This window comes from Actinoplanes sp. NPDC049598 (assembly GCF_040675435.1).
Classification (GTDB): Bacteria; Actinomycetota; Actinomycetes; order Mycobacteriales; family Micromonosporaceae; genus Actinoplanes.
This window is the reverse complement of the sequence record NZ_JBFAOX010000027.1, coordinates 105802-126158: the sequence shown is the minus strand read 5'-3', so window position 1 is coordinate 126158 and position 20357 is coordinate 105802. Positions and strand designations below refer to the sequence as shown.

The window sequence follows — 20357 nt, the reverse complement described above, 5'->3', positions numbered from 1 at the left end:
GCACGCCCGCGCCAGATCCGCCCGCACGCCCGCGCCAGATCCGCCCGCACGCCCGCGCCAGATCCGCCCGCACGCCCGCGCCAGATCCGCCCGCACGCCCGCGCCAGATCCGCCCGCAAGCCCGCGCCAGATCCGCCCGCAAGCCCGAGTCTGAGGAGCCGCCGGCCGCGGAGCCTCAGCCGACGGAGAGACGGCGCCGACTCCTACCCGGCGCCGTCTCTCCACCTTCGTCGTCTCTCTTCGGCCGCCCGCGTTCGGCGCCGCATTGTCGCCGTATGGCGTTCGGCTCCGTCGCGCGTCGGCGTCAGATCGGGGGCAGGCGCCGGTGGCGGGACTTTCGCTGGGTCAGGGCGGCGACGACGACGGTCGTCGCGAAGATCGCGGAGATCGCCGCGGCTATCCACCAGCCGAGGACCCCGAGGGTCACGGCGGCGATCCACACGACGATCGCGGTGAGGATCAACGAGATGGGTGGGCGTTTCGACCGCGGTTCATTGAGCTGCCCACTGGTCATGCGCGCGCAGAACTCCGGGTCATCCTGCTCCAGCTGGCGCTCCAACTGCGCCAGTCGACGGCTGTCTTCCCTGCTCAACATGACGCCACCTCCGCCTCGGCCAGCGGCCTCGATCGAACGACCCCGCTCCGATCAATGCCATTGTTACTCAGATGTTGCCTCCCGGATACCTCTTGATTCTGGCGCGCCTTACTGATCCGCATATGAGCAGGCCAAAGAGGCCCATGCGAGTCCCGCCCCGACCCTCGGAGACCGCGATCCGGGAGGCGCCAACCACGAGGTGGGATCACTCGAAGCTGACGACTGCTTCCGGAACGTCACGGGCCCGGGCCACTTCGGCCGCCTCGGCCTCGATCTGTTTACGCCGGGACGCGGGCAGCTTCCCGAACGCGGTGACCGTCAGGTCGACCCGCTTGCGACCGGTCATCTTGGCCCGCCACACGCCGACGATCTCACCGTCGACAAGCAGCGCGCCCGGATTGCCGAGAATGCGCCAAACTTCCTTCTGCCGGGCCCGATCCGGCACGAGCAGGTCACGGTCACGCGCCTGCAGCAGGGCATCCATCGGCGGGACGAAGCGGACACCCTCGACCGCCACCGCGCCCGCGAGATCGTCGGCCGCGTCGGCCGGCAGCCACTTCTTCTTACCGTCCACAGTGATCTCGACCAGCCGCTGCACCGGCCAAACCGATTTCATCTCGGCGGTCGAGCTGCCGAAATACTTACCCACCTCGAGCGGCGTCGCCGGTCCCAGGAACCGCAGGTAGGTCAGGATCAGATCGTCGACGCCCTCGTTCTCGCGGGGGCGCGGCGGCGCGCCGGGGAGGGGCCCGAGCGTCGCGTCCTTCCCCCGGGACCGGACCTCGACGCCGCCGGCGAGACCGGAATGCTGCCAGACGTTGCCCGCGATGTGCCGGGCCGCGCAACTGCCACACTCGTACGTCAGCGATCGCGGCACCCGCTTGCTCACCTCCCGGCTGACCTCGCCGCGGGGCATCGGCCCCCGCACCACCTCGCGGAACGCGTCGGCGGTGACCCGGAAGGCCTCGACGCCGAGCTTCATGCCGTCGGGGATCTGGCGGCTCTGGATGCGGGCGGTCGCGTCGGCGTCGCTGATCGGCCACAACTGTTTGACCAGGGCGCTCAGGTCGGCCCGGCGATGCAGATGAGGCGCGCCGCGGGCGGCCCAGACGGTGATCAGACGGTCGTCGGCCAGGGGGCCACTGGTGCGCGCGGCCAGGGCGACCTGGGCCGAGCCCGGCGTGTACTCCTGCACGCCCAGGTCGAGCACGGGCAGGTCGGCGGGGCGCGCCTCGGTGCGCTCGGCCAGGCCGAGGGCGGCGACGCGGTACGCCATCACTTGTGCACGATCGACGCTGACCATGGCACACCTCCAGGGAATCTCAGGTGCGACGACCGTACCGCCGGGCTGCGACATTTTTTAGCCGTTCGCGGCGGGTGCCGGCCTGACCCTCGACGAGCTCCCAGGTGTCGAGGCGGCTCGGGCCGTACGGGCCCTCCTGCAGGATCGGCGGCTCGCCGGTCAGCCGGTAACCGCAGCGCTGGGCCACGGCGGTGCTGGCCGTGTTGCGCGGGTCGATGCGGAGCAACAGCCGGCTCAGGTTGAGCGAGCTACGGGCGTACGCCGAAAGCAGTGACAGCGAGCCCGACGCAAGCCCGCGCCGGCGATGGTGCTTGCTCACCAGATAGCCGAGCTCGGCCTCCTTGAGGCCGAGGTCGACGCCGAAGAGAAGGACCTCGCCGAGCGGGCGGCGGCCGTCGGTGGTGATCGCCAGCTGGATGCGCGACCCGCTGGTGCGGCCCTGATGGGAGCGCTTGAGATAGGCGATGCCGGCCTCGACGTCGAATGGCGACGGCATGGGGGTCCAGCGGGCGATCTCGGGCTCGTCGAGCATCTCGATCAGGTCGTCGAGGTCGTCCGAGCGCCATTCACGCAGCACGATGCCGTCCCCCGTCAAGGTGAGCGGGTAGGGAAGACGGCCGGCCATGATTTCGATCCTGCCCGTAAGGGGCCGGTTGCAGCCAGTCTCGATCCATATCTGGCTCATGAGTGATTGGTCATGCCGCGCGACCGGGTCAGGAATATCCGGGTGACCGAGTGGGGAAAGGGTCAGCCGGTGGCGATCGCCTGCCGGCCTCGATCCGGCTGATCAAGCGGATGGCCACGGATTCTGCACCCGTGGTGCCCAATGTGGACATTGGTGGGTCAGATGATCTCCGAAGTCGTACGGTAATGGTCGTGGACGAACAGGGCGTGACACCGGCGAGGCGCGGGGAGACGTACGGCGGGCGGTCGCGCGCGGAACGCGCCTCGGATCGCCGGGAGCGGATCATGGCGTCCGCGGTGCATCTGTTCGGCTCCCGCGATTACGAGGACGTGACGGTGGCCGATGTCTGCGCCGGGGCGAAGGTCTCGAAAAGGTACTTCTACGAGCACTTTCGCGATCGCGAGGACCTGGCCATCAAGGTCCAGCGGGCACGGAACGAGTGGCTGCTGCGCGAGGTCGCGGCGGCCGCCCCGGCCCAGCCGGCGAGCCTGGCCGATCTGTTCCGGCCGGCGCTGCGCACGCTGGTGGGGCTGCTGCGGGACAACCCGGAGACGGCCCGGGTCATCTACATCAACGCCCCGCGGATGGAGACCCGGCGGCGCGGGGTGCTCCGCGAGGACGCGCAGTTCCTGGCCGGCCTGCTGCAGTCGGTGACCTCGGAGGACGCGCTGCTGCGGGACCGCGCGCTGCTGGCCCTGGTCGCCGGGGTCAGCGAGGTGATCATCGACTGGATCACGCACGACATGGCCGGCGACCCGGACCAGCTGGCCGAGCACCTGACCCGCATCGCGGTCGCCCTGGTCGGCAGCCTCTAGGGCTTCCTACCGACGATCACCGTGCGGGTGGCGCGGACGACCAGGTCGTCGCGGTTGCGGAGGCCGGCGACGAGCGTCTCGAGCGCCTTGAGATCGTCGGCCGGGAGGCGCCCCTCCAGGCGGTCGCTTGCGCGGCCGAGTGAGATCTCGGCGTAGCGGCCGGCGGCCGCGGGCAGCGGGGGCTGCAGATCGATGTCGAAGCGGCGGGTGGCCTCGACAGCGAAGCCGGCCTCGGCGAGCAGCGCCGGCCAGTCGGCGTGCATGTGCAGGCCGTGCTCGGCCCGCATCTTGTCGAGCTCGACGTTGAGGCGGGCCTCCAGGTCGCCCTCGGGACCGGCCGGCAGGAAGCTCGGGAAGGAGTCGAGCTCGGTGACCACGAGGTGGCCGCCGGTGCGCAGCGCCGCCAGGGCCTGCCGGAGGCCGCGCACCGGGTCGGCGAGGTGGTGCAGCGAGGCCGAGGCCCAGATCAGATCGGCCGGGCCCAGCTCGGGCCAGGGCTGGTCAAGGTCGGCCCGGACGGTACGGATGCGGCTGTCGGCCGCCTGGATGCTCGCCAGCATCTCGTCGTCCATGTCGACGGCGACGATGTCGGCTCCCGGCAGGGCCCGCAGCAGGGCGCGGCTGCCGACACCGGTGCCCGCACCCAGGTCAATGATCTTCGGGTTGGCCGGGGCCAGCGAGCCGGCCCAGGCGATGACCTCGTCGTGGTAGTCCCGCAGGACCTCGGCGTCAAGCTCGAGCAACTCGGCGAAAGCGGTGTGTGCCATGCCTCGAAGGTAGCCGAACCTTGCGCCTCCGACATAGCATCTTGCGTATGACGCAAGACGGCGATTTGGACGCCCTGGTCCGGCAGCGCATCCGGGGCCTGCGAGCCGCCCGCGGCTGGTCGCTCGACGAGTTGGCCGCCCGCTGCTACCTGAGCCCGTCGACGCTCAGCCGCATCGAGACCGGTCATCGGCGCATCGCCCTGGACCAGCTGGCGCCGATCGCCCGGGCCCTCAGCATCACCCTCGACCAGCTCGTCGAGTCCGGCGCCGACGACGACGTGGTGATCCGCCCCCACCGGGACGAGGGCCGCGGCATCACGACCTGGCTGCTCTCCCACGAGAGCAACCAGACGGTGGCCAAGCTGCGGGTGACCCGCTCCGTCCCGAAGGACCTGCGGGTGCACCCCGGCCGCGACTGGTTCACCGTGCTCTCCGGCACGATCATCCTGCGCCTGGGCGAACGCACCATCACCGTCCGCGCGGGCGAGGCCGCCTCGTTCTCGACGATGGTCCCGCACGCCTTCGGCGCCCTCGACGGTCCGGCGGACGTCCTCTGCATCCTCGACCACGAGGGCGAGCGCTCCCACTTGCTCGACCACAACCGCCCCCTCTAGAGGCGCCGTGCCGTGATCTCCAGGCCCTGGTTCCGGAGGCGGCGGACCAGAGTGTCACCGAGGGCGGTGGCCGGGGTCAGCACGCCGCCGTCGCCCTGCGGCTGGTCGACGGCGAGCGCGAGGGCCGCCTCACCCAGCATGACGGCGGTGCCGCCGTAACCGGGGTCGCTGTGAGCCCGGAAGCGGGCCGTGTAGCGGGCGCCGGTCGTCGTACGGCCGAAGAAGTCGCAGGTGAAGTGGCCCTTGCCGGCAGACGGGCCCTCGCCCGGCTTGGGCAGCACACGGTCGATCAGGAACCGGGTCGGCGGCAGCATCAAACCGGCGACCAGCGCGCCGAAGCCCAGCTTGACGCCGTTGGCCATCAGCGGGGACAGCGGCGAGGTGCCCACGCTCATCAGCTCCCGGTAGCGGAACCCGCGCCCGTACTCGAAGCCTTTCAGCGCGTTGGTCCGCCGCACGACCCGGGTGTTGTACGACGCCATGAAGAACGGCGCGAGGGTCCCCCGCAGCGAGGGATCGACTTGGTCGCCGCGCACGGTGGCGATGTCGGACTGCCGGCCCAGCGACGGCTCGGCGGCGCGGTCCGGACTCAGCGAGTACGGGCCGCCGGCGATCCGCCTCTTCGCCGGATCCCGTTTGATCGTGTCGAGCTGATGGCGCAGCGAATCGATCGTGCCACCGCTGACCCCGCCGCGCAGGCTGGTCACGACCATGGCCGTGTCGGTGAGCTCACCCGCCCCGTCCGCCCGAACGGCTTGGTGGAGCACGTGCACGCCCAGGTCGGAGGGGATGGAGTCGAAGCCGCACGAGTGCACGATCCGGGCCCCCGAGGCGCGGGCCGCCTCGTGGTTGTCATCGATGCTCTGACGTGCGAAAAGTACCTCCCCGGTCAGGTCGAGATAGTCGGTTCCGGCCCTGGCGCAGGCGTCCACCAATGGCTTGCCGTATTTCGCATACGGCCCCACGGTGGTGACGAGAACCCGCGTCGCTTCCGCCACCCGGGCGACCGCCGCCGCATCGCCGGCATCGGCGACGAGGATCGGCCATTCGACGCCGAGCCGGCGTTTCACGGCGTCGAGTTTGCTTTCGGATCGACCGGCCAGCGCGATCCGGACGCCCTCGGGGGAATGCTCGGCGAGATGCCGTGCCACCAGCGCGCCGACGAAGCCGGAAGCGCCGTAGACGACGATGTCGTGCTCGGTCATGGTTGCCAATTCTCCAACAAGCCCCCTAAATGCGCGCGGCACGATAACGTCGGTCTCGCCTATTCCTATAAGAATCCGGCCGGACCCTTTCGCGGTCACTGCCGGTCCGTGCGGGCGGAACGCCGAATCCTGCCGCCGCCCGGCGGAACACATACTCACGGCATGGAGCGGGGGACCCGAGTTCTTCGGCGCTTTGGCGCGCCTCGGGGTGAAGCCGCGCACGCGCGGCCGGGCACCTCAGCCCGAACCCGACAGCTGACCTCGCAGGCGTGGAGGGTTCTTTGTCATGGCATCAATGTGCAAACCTGCCCGCGTAAGTCTGGGTCTGGCCGCCGCAAGCGTCACTCTGGTCGCCCCAGCGCTCACTCCCGCCGCACAGGCCGCGCCGGCGCTGGCCAAGGGTGGCTCGGTGAACTGGGACGCGATCGCCGAGTGCGAATCGGGCGGCAACTGGGGAATCAACACCGGCAACGGCTACTACGGCGGCCTGCAATTCAGCCGGAGCACGTGGAGCTCCCACGGCGGCGGCCGTTTCGCCCGCACGGCCGACCAGGCATCACGCGCGGAACAAATCCAAATCGCCGAGCTGGTCCGTCGTTCGCAGGGCTTGGGCGCGTGGCCGACTTGTGGCCGAAAAGCGACCTCTACCCGGCAATACCGCGCCGCAAACACAGAAAATAGGGCCAGCCGCTCGGCCACTCGTCAATCCTCCGCATCCACAGCTTCGTCCACAGGCCGGCAGTACATAGTCCGCCCGGGTGACACGCTCGCCTCGATCGCCGCCAAGGCGAATGTGGCGGGCGGCTGGCCGACCCTGTTCCGCCTGAATCGAGCAGTTTTGAGCAGCCCACATCGCATTTACCCAGGCCAACCTCTAGCGCTCTGAGCAGCAACGGGTCCAGGCCCTCAGGACTTGGGGGCCTGGAACTCGGGCTGGTCGAGAACGCGCAGCCAGGAACCGTCGGGCTGGCGGCGCGCCACCTGGGCCCGGGCTCCGGAGCCGTCCCGGGGCGGTGTCGAAGTCAGGGCCAGATCGCCGCTGAGCAGGGTGGGCAGCGGTTCCTCGGGCTCGAAGGCGGGCATGTGGGGCAGCGCCTCCTCCCACAGGCGTTGGATGGCGGCCCGGCCGACGGTCTGCCGGCCGGGCGGATAGGCCATCACGGCGTCCTCCTCGTAGAGCAGGGCCAAGCCCTCGGCGTCCTTGGCGTTGGCACGCTCGACGAAGAGGCGGGTCAGGTCTTCGGGGCGCTGGGCCTTCTCTCGTTCGGTCATGCGTTCAGCCTTCTCCAGGCGGTTCCACAAGTCCAACGCATGGTTTTTGTGGAAGCTAGAATCCTCAGTTATGGAGCTGCGGCAGCTGGAGTACTTCGTGACGGTCGCCGAGGAAGCGAACTTCACGCGGGCGGCGGAGCGGGTGCACATCAGCCAGTCGGGGGTGAGTGCCCAGGTCAAGGCACTCGAGCACGAGCTCGGGGCGGAGCTGTTCGACCGTTCGGGGCGCGTCGCCCGGCTCACCGAGGCGGGTGCGGTCGCACTTCCGTACGCCCAAGCGGCGCTGGAAGCCGCAGCCGGCCTGCGGCAGGCGATCGACGAGGTGCGAGGGCTCGTCCGCGGGCGGGTGACGGTCGGGATGGTGACCGGGTGTGAGGTGACGCCGCTGTTCGCGGGGATCGCCGCCTTCCACCAGGAGCATCCGGCGATCGAGCTCGAGTTGATCGAGGGCGACTCGGCCGGGCTGATCGGCGACGTGTGCACCGGAGCGGTCGACATCGCGCTCGTCGGGGTGGCCGGCCAGCCGCCGGAGCACCTGTCCTCGTACGTCATCGTCAGTGAGGGACTGGTGGCGCTGTTCCCCCAGAGCGAGGCGGCGCCGGCCCGGATGACCCTGGCCGACCTCATGGCGTACCGCATCGTCACGTTGCCGGAAGGAACCGGCATCCGCGCCGTTCTCGACGACGCTTGCGTGGCGGCGCGGTTCATTCCCGACGTGGCGCTGGTCGCGTCGGCGCCCGGGACCGTCGCCGAGCTCGCGGCCCGTGGCCTCGGGGTGGCCGTGTTGAGCGAGTCGATGGCCACCGCCTTCCGGCACCTCAAAGCCGTGCCGATCGAGGATGTGGGGATACCGGCCCTACTAGCGCTCGTCTGGCGGCGGCGGGCAAGCCCGGCGCTAGCGGCGCTGCTGCCGCACTTCAGTGAGGCGTTCGCTGTGGATAACTCGGAGCCTGTGGAAAACCCGGAGGCGCGTCCGGCCACGTTGGATACCGTCTCGGCATGACTGACACACCGCTCCGGCAAAGGCTCAAAGAGGCACTCCCCACCGCGATGAAGGCCCGCGATCGCCCCGCCACCGCGGCCCTGCGGGCGACCCTGGCCGCGATCGACAACGCCGAGGCCGTCCCGACCGGCGGCGGCGGCGCTCAGGGAAGCTTGGCCATCGAGACACTGCCAGTGGGTATCGGTGTGAACGAGGTGGCCCGGCGGGTCCTGACCGAGCAGGACGTGGAGCGGATCGTCCGCGCGGAGGCCGGCGAGCGGGAGCAGGCCGCGGCGGAGTACGCCGAGCTCGGCCATCCGGAGCGGGCCGAGCAACTACGTGCGGAGGCGAGTGTCCTGATGGGGCACCTCAACGAGGGCGCTTCGGCTTAGGGCCTGGGCGTCACACCGGGCCGGGCCCGGATCAGCGCGTGAGCTCGGCTTCCGGCGAGCGCCTGGACGTCGCCAGCCGTGGCTCGGCCAGGACGGTGAGCAGGGCGGCGACGGTCGCCAGGGCGCCGGCGAGGGCCGTGCTGCGGACGCCGAAGCTGGTCAGCAGGGCGCTGCCGAGCAGGGCGCCCGAGGTGATGCCCACGTTGAACGCGGTCGAGGTGCCGGCGGAGGCGAGATCGGTCGCGCCCGGGGCCACCTCGAGCACCCGCGCGCCCATCACGGCCGCCAGACCGGCGAGCATGAAGCCGCCGCCCGCGCAGGCGACGATCGCGGCCGCGCCGGTCGTGCCGAAGGTGTACAGCACGAACAGGAAGGTGGTCTGACCGGCGGTCGCGATGACGAGGCTGGGCCAGCCCCAGCGGACCACGACGAAGCCCGCGGTGATCACGCCGGTGAGCCCGGCCAGGCCGCGGACCAGCAGGATCAGGCCGACCGCGGAGTCGGCGAAGCCGGTCACCTCGGTCAGGAACGGGGTGATGTAGGTGAAGGAGGTGAACGCACCCGTGACCATGAGGGCGGTGACGACCACGAGTGTCCAATAGCGACCGCGGTCGGGGGCCGCGCCCCGGTCGGTGTCGCTGTGACCGGGCCGCATCTCCGGCATCAGGGAGACGATGACGATCAGGATGACGAGCCCGATCGCGCTGAGGACGAGGAAGGGCGCTCGCCAGCCCGCCTGCTGCCCCAGCCAGGTGCCGGCCGGTACGCCGACCAGCGGGCCCACCGTGCTGCCGGCGAACAGGATGGAGAGGGCCCGGCCGCGCAGGTGCGGCGGGAACAGCCCGGCGGTGGCCGGGGTGACGATCGCCCAGAACAGGGCCTGACTGAGCGCGATGGTGACCCGCGCGCCGAGCAGGGTGCCGTAATTCGGCGCCAGGGCGGACGCCGCGGTGGCCACCGCGTAGACACCGAGGAGCACGCCGAGCAGGCGGCGGCGCGACCATCGGTGGGCGAGCTTGGTCAGCGGCACCGTGGTCAGGACCACCACCAGGCCGTACGCGGTGACGAGCAGGCCGATGGCGGAGGTGCTGGTGCCGAGGCTGCCGGCGATCTGCGGCAACAGGCCGATGGGCAGGGTCTCGACGGTGACATAGGCGAAGGTCGACAGCGCGAGCGCCGCCAGGGTGAGCCAAGCTCGCACCGGTTCCTCCTGCACGGAGCGGGGCCCCCGACGATAGCGAAAGACGCCCGGATTTTTTGGCCGAACCACTTGGCACTCTCTGGGGGACAGTGCTAAAAAATTACTTGTCGCCGCTGCTCAGAGAGCGCAGCGACCTCGGCAGAGTTGATCTGAGCCGAGCGCCACGCGCTCGCCGGAGAGGCCGGCGAGCCATCACTGGGAGGTGGATTCCTGTGGTGCTGACTTTCGATCCCTTCCGCGAGTTCGACCGTCTCGCCGGGCAGATGCTCGGTGGCGGCAGCTCCATCGCGATGCCCATCGACCTCTACCGCTCCGGTGACCACTTCGTCATGCACTGCGACCTGGCCGGCATCGACCCGGGATCGGTCGACGTGGGTGTCGACGGGCGCGTGCTGACCATCCGCGCCGAGCGTTCGCAGCGCACCGACGAGGACGTGCAGTGGGTCCGCCGGGAACGCGCGACCGGCACGTTCGAGCGGCGGCTCACGCTGGGCGACGGGCTCGACCTCGACCGGATCGAGGCGACCTGGCAGGACGGTGTGCTGACGCTGACGATCCCGGTGGCCGAGGCGGCCAAGCCGCGGCGGATCGCGATCAACACGGGCGCTCGCCCGGCCGACGACCGGGTGCTCGAAAGCGCCTGATCTCTCTTTCTCTCACGGCCCGGTGGGCGATGCGCCCGCCGGGCCTTCGGCCATGCGTTCCACGGCCGCCATCAGCAGGTCGACACCGAAGGCGAAGTACGTTTCGGGATCGGGCTCGTCCGCGTACGTCTCGCCGAATTTCACGAGCATCGGGAACTGATCCGGCGGCAGGCACACGAGCTCCAGGCGGCGCCGCCGCCGCCATTCCGCCACCTCCTCCGGGTCTGCCTGGGGCGGGCTTTCCGGCTGGTCCTTGAGCAGGCCGATGACGCCGTGCATCAGATAGGACGCGACCCAATAGCTCTGCTGCACCGTGAAGCCGGCCTGGGTGAGCAGCATGAGCGCGTCATTGGTGGCGCGCGTGAAACTGGCCGTGCGTGACTTGTCCACCGAGGCGAGCAGATCGGGCAGCACCGGATGGCTCCGGTTGACGGCCAGCAGCGCCTCGACCATCGCACGCACCTGCTTCTGCCAGGAATCGCCGGCGCCGCGGTCGGCCCGGACGGTGGACAACGCGTAGTCGGCGATGCCGAGCAACAGCTCTTCCTTGTTCTTGAAATGCCAGTACAGGGCCATCGGCGTGACCCCGAGCTCCTGGGCCAGGCGGCGGACCGTCACGGCCTCCAGACCGTGCTCGTCGCCGATCCGCAGGGCCCGCTCGGCCACTGTGGTCCTGCTCAACTTTTCCGCTGCCACTTGACAACCATACAACGTATAGGTGTCATGTACGAGGTACATGTACGCCGTATATGTACGACGTATGGGAGCGATGAGATGGACAAGAACCGACGGTGGTGGGCGCTCGTCGCGGTGGCGCTCGGCACGTTCATGACGTACCTCGACAACAACGTGGTCAACGTGGCCCTCCCCTCGATCCAGCGGGACCTCGACCTCTCCCTGGGCGGTCTGGAGTGGATCGCCAGCGCGTACGTCCTGGTCTTCGCGGGTCTCTTGCTCGCCGGCGGGCGGATCGCCGACGTGCTGGGGCAGCGCGGCGCCTTCTACGCGGGGCTCGCGATCTTCACGGTGGCGTCGGTCGGCGCCGGGCTCGCCCAGAACCAGGAGATGCTGATCGGCGCGCGGGCCGTCCAGGGCGTCGGGGCGGCCCTGCTCACCCCGGCGGCACTGGCACTGCTCACCACGCTGTTCCCCGACCCCCGCGAACGCGGCACAGCCATCGGCATCTGGGGTGGCGTGGGGGCGCTGGCCCTGGCCTTCGGGCCGCTGACCGGCGGGTGGCTCAGCGAGCACGCGTCCTGGGGCTGGATCTTCCTGATCAACCTGCCGATCGGGGTGGCGACCTTCGCGCTCGCTGCCTGGAGCATCCCGGCCTCGCGGCGCGGCGCCACCCGCGGGCTCGACCTGCCCGGCGTGATCTCGTCGTCGCTGGCCCTGTTCACGCTGACCTTCGGCCTGATCGAAGGCGAATCGCAGGGCTGGACCTCCCCGGAGATCCTCGGTTCGTTCGGGGCCGCCGTGATCGCATCGATCGCGTTCGTGGTCATCGAGTCCCGATCGGCCAACCCGATGATCGACCTGGCCGTCTTCCGGCTGCGCGTCTTCAGCGGCGGGCTGCTCGCCATGGGCCTGTGGGCGTTCGGAGTCTTCGGCATCTACTTCTACATGGCGATCTACATGCAGAACGTGCTCGGCTTCTCCCCCACCTCCGCCGGTGCCGCGTTCGTGCCGATGGCGCTGGTCATGGCCGTGATGGCCACCGTCGCGCCACGCCTCGAGGCCCGGTTCGGCGCGGGACGTACGGTCGCGGCGGCACTGGCCCTGATGGCGGCGTCGGTGGCGGGCATCTCCTCGTACGGCGAAGGAACCTCGTACCTGGCCCTGCTGCCGTGGTTCCTGGTCTACGGGGTGGGTGGCGGCCTGCTGGTCCCGCTGAACAACGTGATCGTCGGGACGCTGCCGCAATCGCAGGCGGGCATCGCCAGCGGCATGCTGAACGTCTCCCGCGAGGTGTTCGGCCTGCTGGGCATCACCATCCTCGGCGCGATCCTGACCAACCGGTCGAACGCCGCCACCGGCTCCGAGATGCACCGCTACCTGGCCGGCTACCAGTACTCCTTGGTGGTCGCGGCCATCCTGGTCGCCGTGGGCGTCCCGATCGCGCTGTGGACGCTGCGCTCGGTGAAACCCACCGTTACGGAGGTCGAGGACCGGGTGCCCGAGCTGGTCTAATCGTCGATTGTGACGACCAGGGAACCACGCCTAGAGATCGAGTACTGCACCCAGTGCCGCTGGCTCCTGCGAGCGGCCTGGACGGCGCAGGAACTCCTGACCACCTTCCAGAAGGAACTGGGCGAGGTGGCCCTGGTCCCCGGCACCGGCGGCATCTTCGAAATCAAACTGGGTGACGAGCTGCTCTGGTCCCGCAAACAACAGGGCGGCTTCCCCGAGCTCCCCGACCTCAAGCGCATGCTCCGCGACCGCATAGCCCCCGGCCGAAGCCTCGGCCACACCGACCGCGCCGCCACCCCGGCGGAATAGCCCCGTCAGCTGCGGCGGCGGCGCAGGGTCAGGAACACGCCGCCGGCTACGAGGAGGACACCAGCGACCAGCGCGGCGATCCAGATGCCGGTGTTGGAGGAACCCTCGTCGGAGACCAGGGCGGCCGGGGTTGCCGGGGCGGCCGACGGCGGGGCGGCCGGGGTCGGCGCTTCGGTGGTCGGTGACGGGGCGGCGGACGGGGACGTAGTTACCGGCGTGGGGGCGGTGACGGTGAACTTGTAGGAGCCCTTTACCGGGTGGCCGTCCTTGGAGATGACGTCGTAGGCGACCGTGTAGGTGCCGTTCGGCAGGGGGTCGAAGGTGATGGTGGCGGTGGGGCCGTCGATTTCGGGGGCGGAGGCCTCGACGCCGACGATGGTGATTTTGGTGGCGGTGGGGTTCAGTTTCTGCAGGAAGCGGAGCTCTACCGTGGTCGGGGGCTTCTTGAGGGTGGCGTTCTTGGCGGGGGTGGCCTCGGCCAGGGAGTTGTGGGCCCAGGCGGGGGCGCCGGGGAGCAGGACGGCGATGGTGGCCAGCAGGGCCAGCAGCAGGCGCGAGGTGAGACGGCTCATCGGTCGGTCAGGTCCTTCGGCTAGCGGGCTGGTCTCTTAGTTTTACGGATGCCTGCCGGTTGGTCGTTCACCGGCGGGCGCTAGTTCCCGCGTACGTCCGTGGGCGTAGTGGGGTTGCCGCCCGTGGGCGGATTTGGCGGTGCGGGCCGGGCCGCAGCATGGCTGGCATGCAGAAGATGACGGTGGCGGGGCTGGTTGTCGGCGCGGTGGGCATCGCGCTGCTGTGGGCCGGTGGGGTGGAGTTTCCGGTGGCGGTGCCGCCGGGGATCGTGATTCTGCTGGCCGGGGCGATCTTCGTGGCGTGGGCGCCCTGGCGGTGGGTTCCGGCTGTCGGGGTGGCGCTGGGGGCGTTCATCGCGGTCGGATTCTTGATCAGCGGGATCAATGGGGCGGGCTTCGACAACCTGCGCGGGGATGAGGGCGCGGTGGTGGCGGCGGGGCAGGCGATCCAGCTGATCGGGGTCGGGGTGGCGATCGTGGCGGGGGTGCTGGCGCTGCGGAGAACGGCCACTACGGGGCGCTGATCAGGGTCGGGCGGGGGGATCTCACCGATCCGGGGCATCGGGCGGCGTCCATACGCTGCGAGGGTGCAGGTGGTCGACGAAGTGTTGGGGGCTCTCCCGCCCGCGCTGGTCTGCGTCGTGGTGGCGGCGCTGGTGGCGGGCGAGGCGGCGTTCGTCGCGGGGCTTGTGCTGCCGTCGGCCACCGCGCTGGTGGCGCTGGGGCTGCTCGCCAACGAGGGGGTGGTGGGCCTCGTCCCGGCGCTGGCGAGCGCGGTGGCCGCCGGGCTGGCCGGGGGGAATTTCGCGTACTTCGCGGGGCAGCGCAAGCCGCCCAAGGAGCATAAGAAAGCCGAACGGCTCTTCGAACGGTATGGCGGGCGGGCGGTTTTCCTCGGGCAGTGGGTGGTAGGGGCGCGGACACTCGTCCCACGGCTCGCGGGGCGCAAGAGGCTGCCTTATCGCCGCTTCGCGGCATTTCACACCCCGGCGGTCATCCTCTGGGCCACGTGGCTGGTGGGTGCGAGTTACTTCGCCGGGGCGTCGTACGACGTCCTGGCCGCGCGCGCCGGTCGAGCCGGTGGGGCGTTGTTCGTGGTGACCGCGCTCGTCGTGGCGATGGTCCTGGGCGGGCGGTGGTTCGGCCGGCGTCCGGTTGCGGCCCGCCGGATCATAAGAGGTCCCGACATTCGCGGTCCGCTGCTGGTCAGCCTTGGGGTGCTCGTGATGTCGGCCTTCGTGCTGGTTGTGGTGATTCCGCCGGTCGTGCGGTTCAGCGGTCTCGCCGAGGCCGACGCGGCGGTCGCGGAATGGGCCCGGGGCCAGTGGACGTCGGACGGGTATTTGTTCGCGCTTGATCTCGCCACGTCGGTGAATCCGGAAGCGCTGCTGGGCGTGGCCGCGGTGGTCTCCGTGGGCGGCTGGCTGGTCGGGCATTGGTGGCGCCGGAGCCGCCCCGACTTGGCGGGATTTTTCCGGCGGCTGGCGCCGGTGCTGCCCATGGTGATCCTGACCGCCGTCCTCGAGTTGATCGACCCCGTCGACTGGACGCGGCCCGACGCGCTCGTCTTCCCTTCACCCGGCGAGTTCGACGGGCCGTTACCGTCGGCTGACGCCGGCTCGGCGCTGGCTACTCTCGCGGCCGCGGAGACGGCGTGTCTCGCCGCCGTTGCCGGTCTTCTGACCTGGTTGATCGTCCAGCGCGTGGCGGGGCGGCGGGCGCAGGCCACACTATGGACGGTGGCGGCCATCGTCGTCACGGTGTGTGCGGGGTCGTGGGTCTACCTGGGGTGGAGCCGGCTCAGCGAGACCGTGGCGGCGGTCGTGCTCGGCGTCTCCTGGGCGGCCCTCAACGCGGGAATCTGGTCGACCCGGCCGAAGATCGACGAAAACCGTCGGACCCTTGCTCTAACGTGACGCCCGTGAAGTTGATGGACCGCGCGCACGCCGCCGTCGACGCCCTGGAGCGTCTCGTCGGCGGGCTCGGCACGGCCATCCTCGCCCTGGGCACGCTCATCTGGGTGGCCGCGGTGACCGTGACCAGCGTGGTCGGCGTCGGCCTGCCGTTCGTGCACAGTGCGGCCCGGGCCGTACGCGCGTCGGCCGGCCGGGAGCGGGCCCGGCTCTCCCGGTGGGGCCCCGAGATCCTCGACCCCGAGCCGCTGCGGCCGGGGTTGCAGGTCGTCCGTGATCCGGTGGTCTGGCGCGAGCTGGCCTGGGTCGTCCTCCACTCGACCGTGGGCATGGTGCTCGGCATCATCGGCGTGACCCTGCCGATCTACGCGGTGCAGGACACGACCTTCCCGCTGTGGTTTTCGCTGGTTCCGCCGGGCGAGGGGCCCAGCATCGTCTTCTGGCCGGTCAACGGGCTGAGGGGCGCGCTGCTGATCAGCCTTTACGGCCTGTTCTGGCTGGCCCTGAGCCTGCTCGTCCATCCGGCGCTGTCCCGCCTCCAGGCGTGGCCCGGGCGCAAGCTGCTCGCGCCGCCGGCCGGGGCCGATCTGTCGCTGCGAGTGGCCCAGCTGACCGCGACCCGGGCCGCCGCGTTGGATGCGCACGCGGCCGAGCTGCGGCGCATCGAGCGGTCGCTGCACGACGGCGCGCAGAACCGGCTGGTCGCCGTGACCGTGCTGCTCGGGGCCGCGCGAAGACAGGTCGACCGGGACCCGGCCGGGGCGGGTGAGCTGCTCGAGCGCGCGCAGGGGGCGGCCGAGCAGGCGCTGGCCGAGCTGCGGACGGTGGTCAAGACGATCCTGCCGCCGGTGCTGGACGGGCGCGGGCTCGACGGGGCGCTCAAAGCGCTGACGGCCGATTGCGCGGTGCCGTGCAAGCTCGACGTCGACCTGCCGGGCCGGTGTGCCGCGTCGGTCGAGGCGACGGCCTACTTCGTGGTGGCCGAGGCGCTGACCAACATCACCAAGCACAGCCGGGCGACCAGCGCTCGGGTGTCCGTCAGCCTGGCCGAGGGGCGCCTGCGGATCAGCGTCGAGGATGACGGCCGGGGTGGCGCCGACGAGAGCAGAGGGTCGGGCATCGTGGGCATTCGGCGGCGGGTCGAGGCGTACGACGGAAGTTTGACCGTGACCAGCCCGCCGGGCGGGCCGACGACGATGTGGGTGGAGCTGCCGTGCGGATCGTGATCGCCGAGGACGACCCGCTGCTGCGTGAGGGTCTGGCGCTGCTGCTGCGGGCCGAGGGGCTCGACGTGGTGGCCACGACCGACTCGCCGGAGCCGTTCCTCGAGGCGGTGGAGAAGTACGAGCCGGACGTGGCGATCGTCGACGTGCGGATGCCGCCGACGCACACCGACGAGGGGATCGTGGCCGCGGTCGAGGCCCGGCGGCGGCAGCCGGAGCTGGCCGTGCTCGTGCTGTCGGCGTGGGTCGAGCAGGCTTTCGCCAACGAGCTGCTGGCCGGAGGCGCGGCCAAGCTCGGGTACCTGCTGAAGGAGCGGGTCGGGCGGGTCGAGGAGTTCCTCGTGGCGCTGCACCGGGTGGCCGACGGGGGCACGGCGATCGACCCCGAGGTGGTCGGGTTGTTGCTCGCGCGGCAGCGGCCGGAAAGCTCGCTGGCCCGGCTCAGCCCGCGGGAGCGTGACGTGCTGGCGCTGATGGCCGAGGGACTCGGCAACACCGCGATCGCCGAGAAGCTGGTCGTCACGGAAGGCGCGGTGCACAAGCACATCCGCAGCATCTTCGCGAAGCTCGACCTGGCCCCGGACGATCGCGCCGACCGGCGGGTCACGGCCGTCTTGCGCTACCTCGAAGCGGCCCGCTGAGCCCCGGGGTATAGCAGGCTGTACCTCCGACTGGGCAGTTAGCCGGATCGATCTTCGGGGCTTGCCGAAATAGCGTTTTCGGCATGGATGCGGTTATCAGGATCGAGCAGCTCACCCGGACATATGCCACTGACGGGCAGAAGGTCACGGCGCTGGCGGGTATCGACGCGGCGTTCGCGCGGGGGACCTTCACCGCGGTCATGGGGCCGTCGGGGTCGGGGAAGAGCACGCTGCTGCAGAACGCGGCGGGGCTCGATCGGCCTACCTCGGGACGGGTCTGGATCGGTGACACGGAGCTGTCGCGGCTGTCCGAGACGAAGCTGACCGAGCTGCGGCGGGACCGGATCGGGTTCGTCTTTCAGGCCTTCAATCTGATCGGGGCGCTGACCGTCGAGGAGAACATTCTGCTGCCGGGGCGGCTGGCGGGGACGCCGACCGATCCGGGCTGGGTGTCCGAAGTGGTTCAGCGGGTCGGGCTCAGTGATCGTCTTCAGCGGCGGCCGGCTCAGTTGTCGGGTGGGCAGCAGCAGCGTGTGGCCATCGCGCGCGCTCTCGCCGTACGGCCGGAAGTGATCTTTGCTGATGAGCCGACGGGAGCGCTGGACACCACGTCGGCAGGTGAGGTGCTGGCCCTGCTGCGGTCGGCGGTGACCGAATATCGCCAGACCGTCGTGATGGTCACCCATGATCCGGTGGCTGCCTCGTACGCGGATCGGGTGCTGCTGCTGGCCGATGGGCGGATCGTGCACGACACGCTGCAGCCGGGGGCCGAGCGGATCGCCGAAATGCTGGCCTCGCTGGGCCGCCGTCCCGTCGCGATGAAGGGCTGAAGCCGTGGTCAAGCTGTCTGTCCGTCTGCTGCGCGCGCGACTGGGTACCTCGGTCGCCACGCTGGTCGCCCTCGCGGCCGGCGTCATGATCCTGATGACCTTGTCCGTTTTCATCGTCTCGGCCGCCACCTACAAGCCCGACCCCGGTCGTTACGCGAACGTGGACGTCGTGGTCGCTCACCGTCAGGTCGAGATCGTCACCAAGGAGTTCGACGGGGAGAACTCGGTCACCACCGTGGCCCTGCCCGAGGGGACTGTGCCGGTCGAGCTCGGCGACAAGCTCCGCGCCCTGCCCGGGGTGACCGCCGTGCAGGTCTTTCCCGGCCCCACCGGCGAGCGGGTCGCGGCGTTCGGCGTGAACGGCGGCTCGGTCAAGGCCGTCGAGCGTCTCGCGAAGGAGAACGGCGTCGAGGCGTACGCCGGGGACGACCGAGGCTTCGCCGACCGGTCCGACGCCGGTGACGCCCGGTCGTTCCTGATGGAGGCCGGGTCGGCATTCGGCGGTTACGTGGTGCTGCTGATCATCTTCGTGGTGACCGGGACGGTCGGGCTCGCCGTCCGGCACCGTCGCCGCGACCTCGCCCTGCTGCGGGCGATCGCGGCCACCCCGCGCCAGGTGCGCCGGCTGGTGATGGCCGAGAACGCGGTCCTGGCCCTGGTCGCGGCCGTGATCGGGGTGCCCGCGGCGCTGCTCGCCACGAATTGGGTGCATGACGAGTTGGTCAGCCGCGGCTTCGTGCCCGAGGGCTTCCCGATCTCGGGACAGCCGATCGCGGCCGGCGCCGCCGTCGTGCTCACGCTGCTGGTCGCGGTGGTCGCCGCTCGCATCGCGGCGCGCCGGGTCAGCCGGATCAAGCCGGCCGAGGCGCTCGGGGACATCGCGGTCGAGCCGGCCCGCGGCGGCAAGGTGCGCCTGGTGTCGGGGCTGCTCACGCTCGGTGGCGGCGGCGCGGCCACGGTGTTCGCGCTGGGGGCGACCGGGATGGCGGCCCAGGCGTCGGCGATCGGGCTGCTCTATCTGTTCGTGATCGCGGTCGCCCTGCTCGCGCCCTGGATCAACGGACTCGCGGCCCGCGTGATCGGCCCGGCCCTGCGTACGGCCTGGGGTGTCTCCGGAGACCTGGCCGTGGCAAACCTGCGGGCCAACGCACGCGGCATGGCCGCGGTCCTGACCGCCCTCGTGCTGGCGGTCGGCTTCGGCGGTTCGGTCTGGTTCCTGCAGAACAATCTGCAACGGCAGACCGTCACGCAGAGCCGCGACGGCATGAAGGCCGATTACGCGCTGGTGGGTTCGCTGCCGGCGGGGGCCGCCGAGAAGATCCGGCAGACGCCGGGCGTGGCGGCGGCGACCGGCGTGCGGGACACGTCGGTGGTGGTGCCGATCTTCGACGGGGGCGAGCCGGCCACGGCCAAGGCGGTCGACGCGGACGGGCTCACGACCACTATGGATCTCGGTGTCACGGCGGGCAGCGTGGCGGCGCTGAAGGGCGACACGGTCGCGGTGTCGCAGCTGCGGGCCGACTCGTCCGGCTGGAAGATCAACGACGCTGCGAAGATCTGGCTGCCCGACGGCCGGCAAGTGACGCTGCGTGTTATCGCGATCTACGACCGCGGGCTCGGCTTTGCCGACGTGCTGCTCCCCCGCGATCTCGTGGCGGGGCCGGACAACCAGGTGCTGATCAGCGGCAAGGCCGTGCAGTACCCGGGCGCCCAGCTCGTGCCGGCGTCCGAGCTGACCGGGCAGCTGAGCCGCGACCTCGCGCTCAGTGCCTGGCTGAACAAGCTGCTCATCGGTGTCATGGTCGGGTACGCGGCGCTGGCCGCGGGCAACACGATGGTGATGGCGGCGCTCGCTCGCAAGCGGGAGCTGGCCGTGCTGCAGCTGGCCGGGGTGACCCGCCGGCAGGTGCGGCGGATGGTGAGCGCGGAACAGGTCGGGCTGCTCGGGGCCGCCCTGACGATCGGTGGGCTGATCGCGGCGGTGACGTTGACGGCGGTCGTGCACGCGCTGACCGGGCAGCTGCTGCCCTACGTACCGCCCCTGGGTTGGGTCGTCGTCCTTGGTGGTGCGACGGTGTTGGCCCTGGTCACGACCATTTTTCCGGTGCGGCGACTACTGCGGGTGCCGGCAGTGCATAACGCTGGTATCAAGGAGTAGCCACAGTGTGACCTGCGTTTCTCCAGTTTGAAGATCAGGTAGATCC

At 70.6% G+C, this 20357-nt stretch carries 23 protein-coding genes and 1 riboswitch; of the genes, 14 read left to right on the top strand and 9 right to left on the bottom strand.

Annotated features, from left to right (window positions below):
- Positions 1 to 304 precede the first annotated feature (304 nt).
- The 3 genes from AB0J66_RS40650 to AB0J66_RS40640 all read right to left on the bottom strand — a co-directional run bounded on the left by AB0J66_RS40650 (position 305) and on the right by AB0J66_RS40640 (position 2523).
- On the bottom strand, positions 305 to 595 hold the full coding sequence (locus AB0J66_RS40650; RefSeq protein WP_364672610.1) for a DUF3040 domain-containing protein: 291 nt from the start codon (positions 593 to 595) through the stop codon (positions 305 to 307).
- A gap of 205 nt (positions 596 to 800) precedes the next feature.
- Complete coding sequence (locus AB0J66_RS40645; RefSeq protein WP_364672608.1) at positions 801 to 1898, bottom strand: crosslink repair DNA glycosylase YcaQ family protein; 1098 nt, start codon at positions 1896 to 1898, stop codon at positions 801 to 803.
- A gap of 19 nt (positions 1899 to 1917) precedes the next feature.
- Positions 1918 to 2523, bottom strand: a complete 606-nt coding sequence (locus AB0J66_RS40640) for a GNAT family N-acetyltransferase (protein WP_364672606.1) — start codon at positions 2521 to 2523, stop codon at positions 1918 to 1920.
- Positions 2524 to 2774: 251 nt separating this feature from the next.
- On the opposite strand from AB0J66_RS40640, the gene AB0J66_RS40635 reads away from it, so the two are divergent.
- The gene (locus AB0J66_RS40635; protein ID WP_364672604.1) at positions 2775 to 3398 is read left to right on the top strand and encodes a TetR/AcrR family transcriptional regulator; all 624 of its coding nucleotides are present in this window, start codon (positions 2775 to 2777) and stop codon (positions 3396 to 3398) included.
- Here AB0J66_RS40635 and AB0J66_RS40630 read toward each other — a convergent pair.
- A complete protein-coding gene (locus AB0J66_RS40630; protein ID WP_364672602.1) occupies positions 3395 to 4165 on the bottom strand; it encodes a methyltransferase domain-containing protein in 771 nt (256 codons plus the stop codon). The two genes, AB0J66_RS40635 and AB0J66_RS40630, sit on opposite strands and share 4 nt — an antisense overlap.
- Positions 4166 to 4212: 47 nt before the next feature.
- Between AB0J66_RS40630 and AB0J66_RS40625 the strand changes: the two genes are divergently transcribed.
- Entirely contained in the window at positions 4213 to 4779 is a 567-nt protein-coding gene (locus AB0J66_RS40625; RefSeq protein ID WP_364672601.1) for a helix-turn-helix transcriptional regulator, read from the top strand.
- Here AB0J66_RS40625 and AB0J66_RS40620 read toward each other — a convergent pair.
- On the bottom strand, positions 4776 to 5984 hold the full coding sequence (locus AB0J66_RS40620; protein WP_364672600.1) for a saccharopine dehydrogenase NADP-binding domain-containing protein: 1209 nt from the start codon (positions 5982 to 5984) through the stop codon (positions 4776 to 4778). The two genes, AB0J66_RS40625 and AB0J66_RS40620, sit on opposite strands and share 4 nt — an antisense overlap.
- Before the next feature lie 110 nt (positions 5985 to 6094).
- Positions 6095 to 6269, top strand: a riboswitch (cyclic di-AMP (ydaO/yuaA leader).
- Between the two features lie 124 nt (positions 6270 to 6393).
- Here AB0J66_RS40620 and AB0J66_RS40615 point away from each other — a divergent pair.
- Positions 6394 to 6870: a transglycosylase family protein gene (locus tag AB0J66_RS40615; RefSeq protein WP_364672598.1), complete on the top strand. Its 477-nt coding sequence runs from the start codon at positions 6394 to 6396 to the stop codon at positions 6868 to 6870.
- A 20-nt stretch (positions 6871 to 6890) separates the two neighbouring features.
- Here the strand turns inward: AB0J66_RS40615 and AB0J66_RS40610 are convergent, their stop codons facing one another.
- Positions 6891 to 7256 (bottom strand): nuclear transport factor 2 family protein, encoded by a 366-nt coding sequence (locus AB0J66_RS40610; RefSeq protein ID WP_364672596.1) that lies wholly within the window; start codon positions 7254 to 7256, stop codon positions 6891 to 6893.
- A 70-nt stretch (positions 7257 to 7326) separates the two neighbouring features.
- Here AB0J66_RS40610 and AB0J66_RS40605 point away from each other — a divergent pair, with 70 nt between their 5' ends.
- Both AB0J66_RS40605 and AB0J66_RS40600 read left to right on the top strand, forming a co-directional pair.
- Entirely contained in the window at positions 7327 to 8259 is a 933-nt protein-coding gene (locus AB0J66_RS40605; protein ID WP_364672595.1) for a LysR family transcriptional regulator, read from the top strand.
- A complete protein-coding gene (locus tag AB0J66_RS40600; RefSeq protein ID WP_364672593.1) occupies positions 8256 to 8630 on the top strand; it encodes a hypothetical protein in 375 nt (124 codons plus the stop codon). The genes AB0J66_RS40605 and AB0J66_RS40600 overlap by 4 nt, the downstream gene beginning before the upstream one ends.
- A 31-nt stretch (positions 8631 to 8661) precedes the next feature.
- On the opposite strand, the gene AB0J66_RS40595 is transcribed toward AB0J66_RS40600, so the two are convergent.
- The gene (locus tag AB0J66_RS40595) at positions 8662 to 9831 is read right to left on the bottom strand and encodes an MFS transporter (protein ID WP_364672592.1); all 1170 of its coding nucleotides are present in this window, start codon (positions 9829 to 9831) and stop codon (positions 8662 to 8664) included.
- 212 nt (positions 9832 to 10043) lie between these two features.
- Between AB0J66_RS40595 and AB0J66_RS40590 the strand changes: the two genes are divergently transcribed.
- Positions 10044 to 10475 (top strand): Hsp20/alpha crystallin family protein, encoded by a 432-nt coding sequence (locus AB0J66_RS40590; RefSeq protein WP_364672590.1) that lies wholly within the window; start codon positions 10044 to 10046, stop codon positions 10473 to 10475.
- A gap of 12 nt (positions 10476 to 10487) precedes the next feature.
- Here the strand turns inward: AB0J66_RS40590 and AB0J66_RS40585 are convergent, their stop codons facing one another.
- Positions 10488 to 11171, bottom strand: a complete 684-nt coding sequence (locus tag AB0J66_RS40585; protein WP_364672589.1) for a TetR family transcriptional regulator — start codon at positions 11169 to 11171, stop codon at positions 10488 to 10490.
- A gap of 78 nt (positions 11172 to 11249) precedes the next feature.
- Between AB0J66_RS40585 and AB0J66_RS40580 the strand changes: the two genes are divergently transcribed.
- Positions 11250 to 12665, top strand: a complete 1416-nt coding sequence (locus AB0J66_RS40580) for a DHA2 family efflux MFS transporter permease subunit (RefSeq protein ID WP_364672587.1) — start codon at positions 11250 to 11252, stop codon at positions 12663 to 12665.
- A 9-nt stretch (positions 12666 to 12674) separates the two neighbouring features.
- On the top strand, positions 12675 to 12974 hold the full coding sequence (locus AB0J66_RS40575) for a SelT/SelW/SelH family protein (protein ID WP_364672586.1): 300 nt from the start codon (positions 12675 to 12677) through the stop codon (positions 12972 to 12974).
- 5 nt (positions 12975 to 12979) lie between these two features.
- Here AB0J66_RS40575 and AB0J66_RS40570 read toward each other — a convergent pair whose 3' ends face one another.
- Positions 12980 to 13546 carry a copper resistance CopC family protein gene (locus tag AB0J66_RS40570; RefSeq protein ID WP_364672584.1) on the bottom strand — a complete coding sequence of 189 codons (567 nt, stop codon included), beginning with the start codon at positions 13544 to 13546 and terminating at the stop codon, positions 12980 to 12982.
- 167 nt (positions 13547 to 13713) lie between these two features.
- Here AB0J66_RS40570 and AB0J66_RS40565 point away from each other — a divergent pair, with 167 nt between their 5' ends.
- The 6 genes from AB0J66_RS40565 to AB0J66_RS40540 all read left to right on the top strand — a co-directional run bounded on the left by AB0J66_RS40565 (position 13714) and on the right by AB0J66_RS40540 (position 20311).
- Complete coding sequence (locus tag AB0J66_RS40565) at positions 13714 to 14070, top strand: hypothetical protein (protein WP_364672583.1); 357 nt, start codon at positions 13714 to 13716, stop codon at positions 14068 to 14070.
- Between the two features lie 63 nt (positions 14071 to 14133).
- Entirely contained in the window at positions 14134 to 15462 is a 1329-nt protein-coding gene (locus AB0J66_RS40560; RefSeq protein WP_364672581.1) for a DedA family protein, read from the top strand.
- 14 nt (positions 15463 to 15476) lie between these two features.
- Positions 15477 to 16685: a sensor domain-containing protein gene (locus AB0J66_RS40555; protein WP_364672614.1), complete on the top strand. Its 1209-nt coding sequence runs from the start codon at positions 15477 to 15479 to the stop codon at positions 16683 to 16685.
- Positions 16673 to 17323, top strand: a complete 651-nt coding sequence (locus tag AB0J66_RS40550) for a response regulator transcription factor (RefSeq protein ID WP_364672579.1) — start codon at positions 16673 to 16675, stop codon at positions 17321 to 17323. The genes AB0J66_RS40555 and AB0J66_RS40550 overlap by 13 nt, the downstream gene beginning before the upstream one ends.
- Before the next feature lie 83 nt (positions 17324 to 17406).
- Positions 17407 to 18153 carry an ABC transporter ATP-binding protein gene (locus tag AB0J66_RS40545; protein ID WP_364672577.1) on the top strand — a complete coding sequence of 249 codons (747 nt, stop codon included), beginning with the start codon at positions 17407 to 17409 and terminating at the stop codon, positions 18151 to 18153.
- Positions 18154 to 18157: 4 nt separating this feature from the next.
- Positions 18158 to 20311 (top strand): FtsX-like permease family protein, encoded by a 2154-nt coding sequence (locus AB0J66_RS40540; protein ID WP_364672575.1) that lies wholly within the window; start codon positions 18158 to 18160, stop codon positions 20309 to 20311.
- The last annotated feature ends 46 nt before the right edge of the window (positions 20312 to 20357 follow it).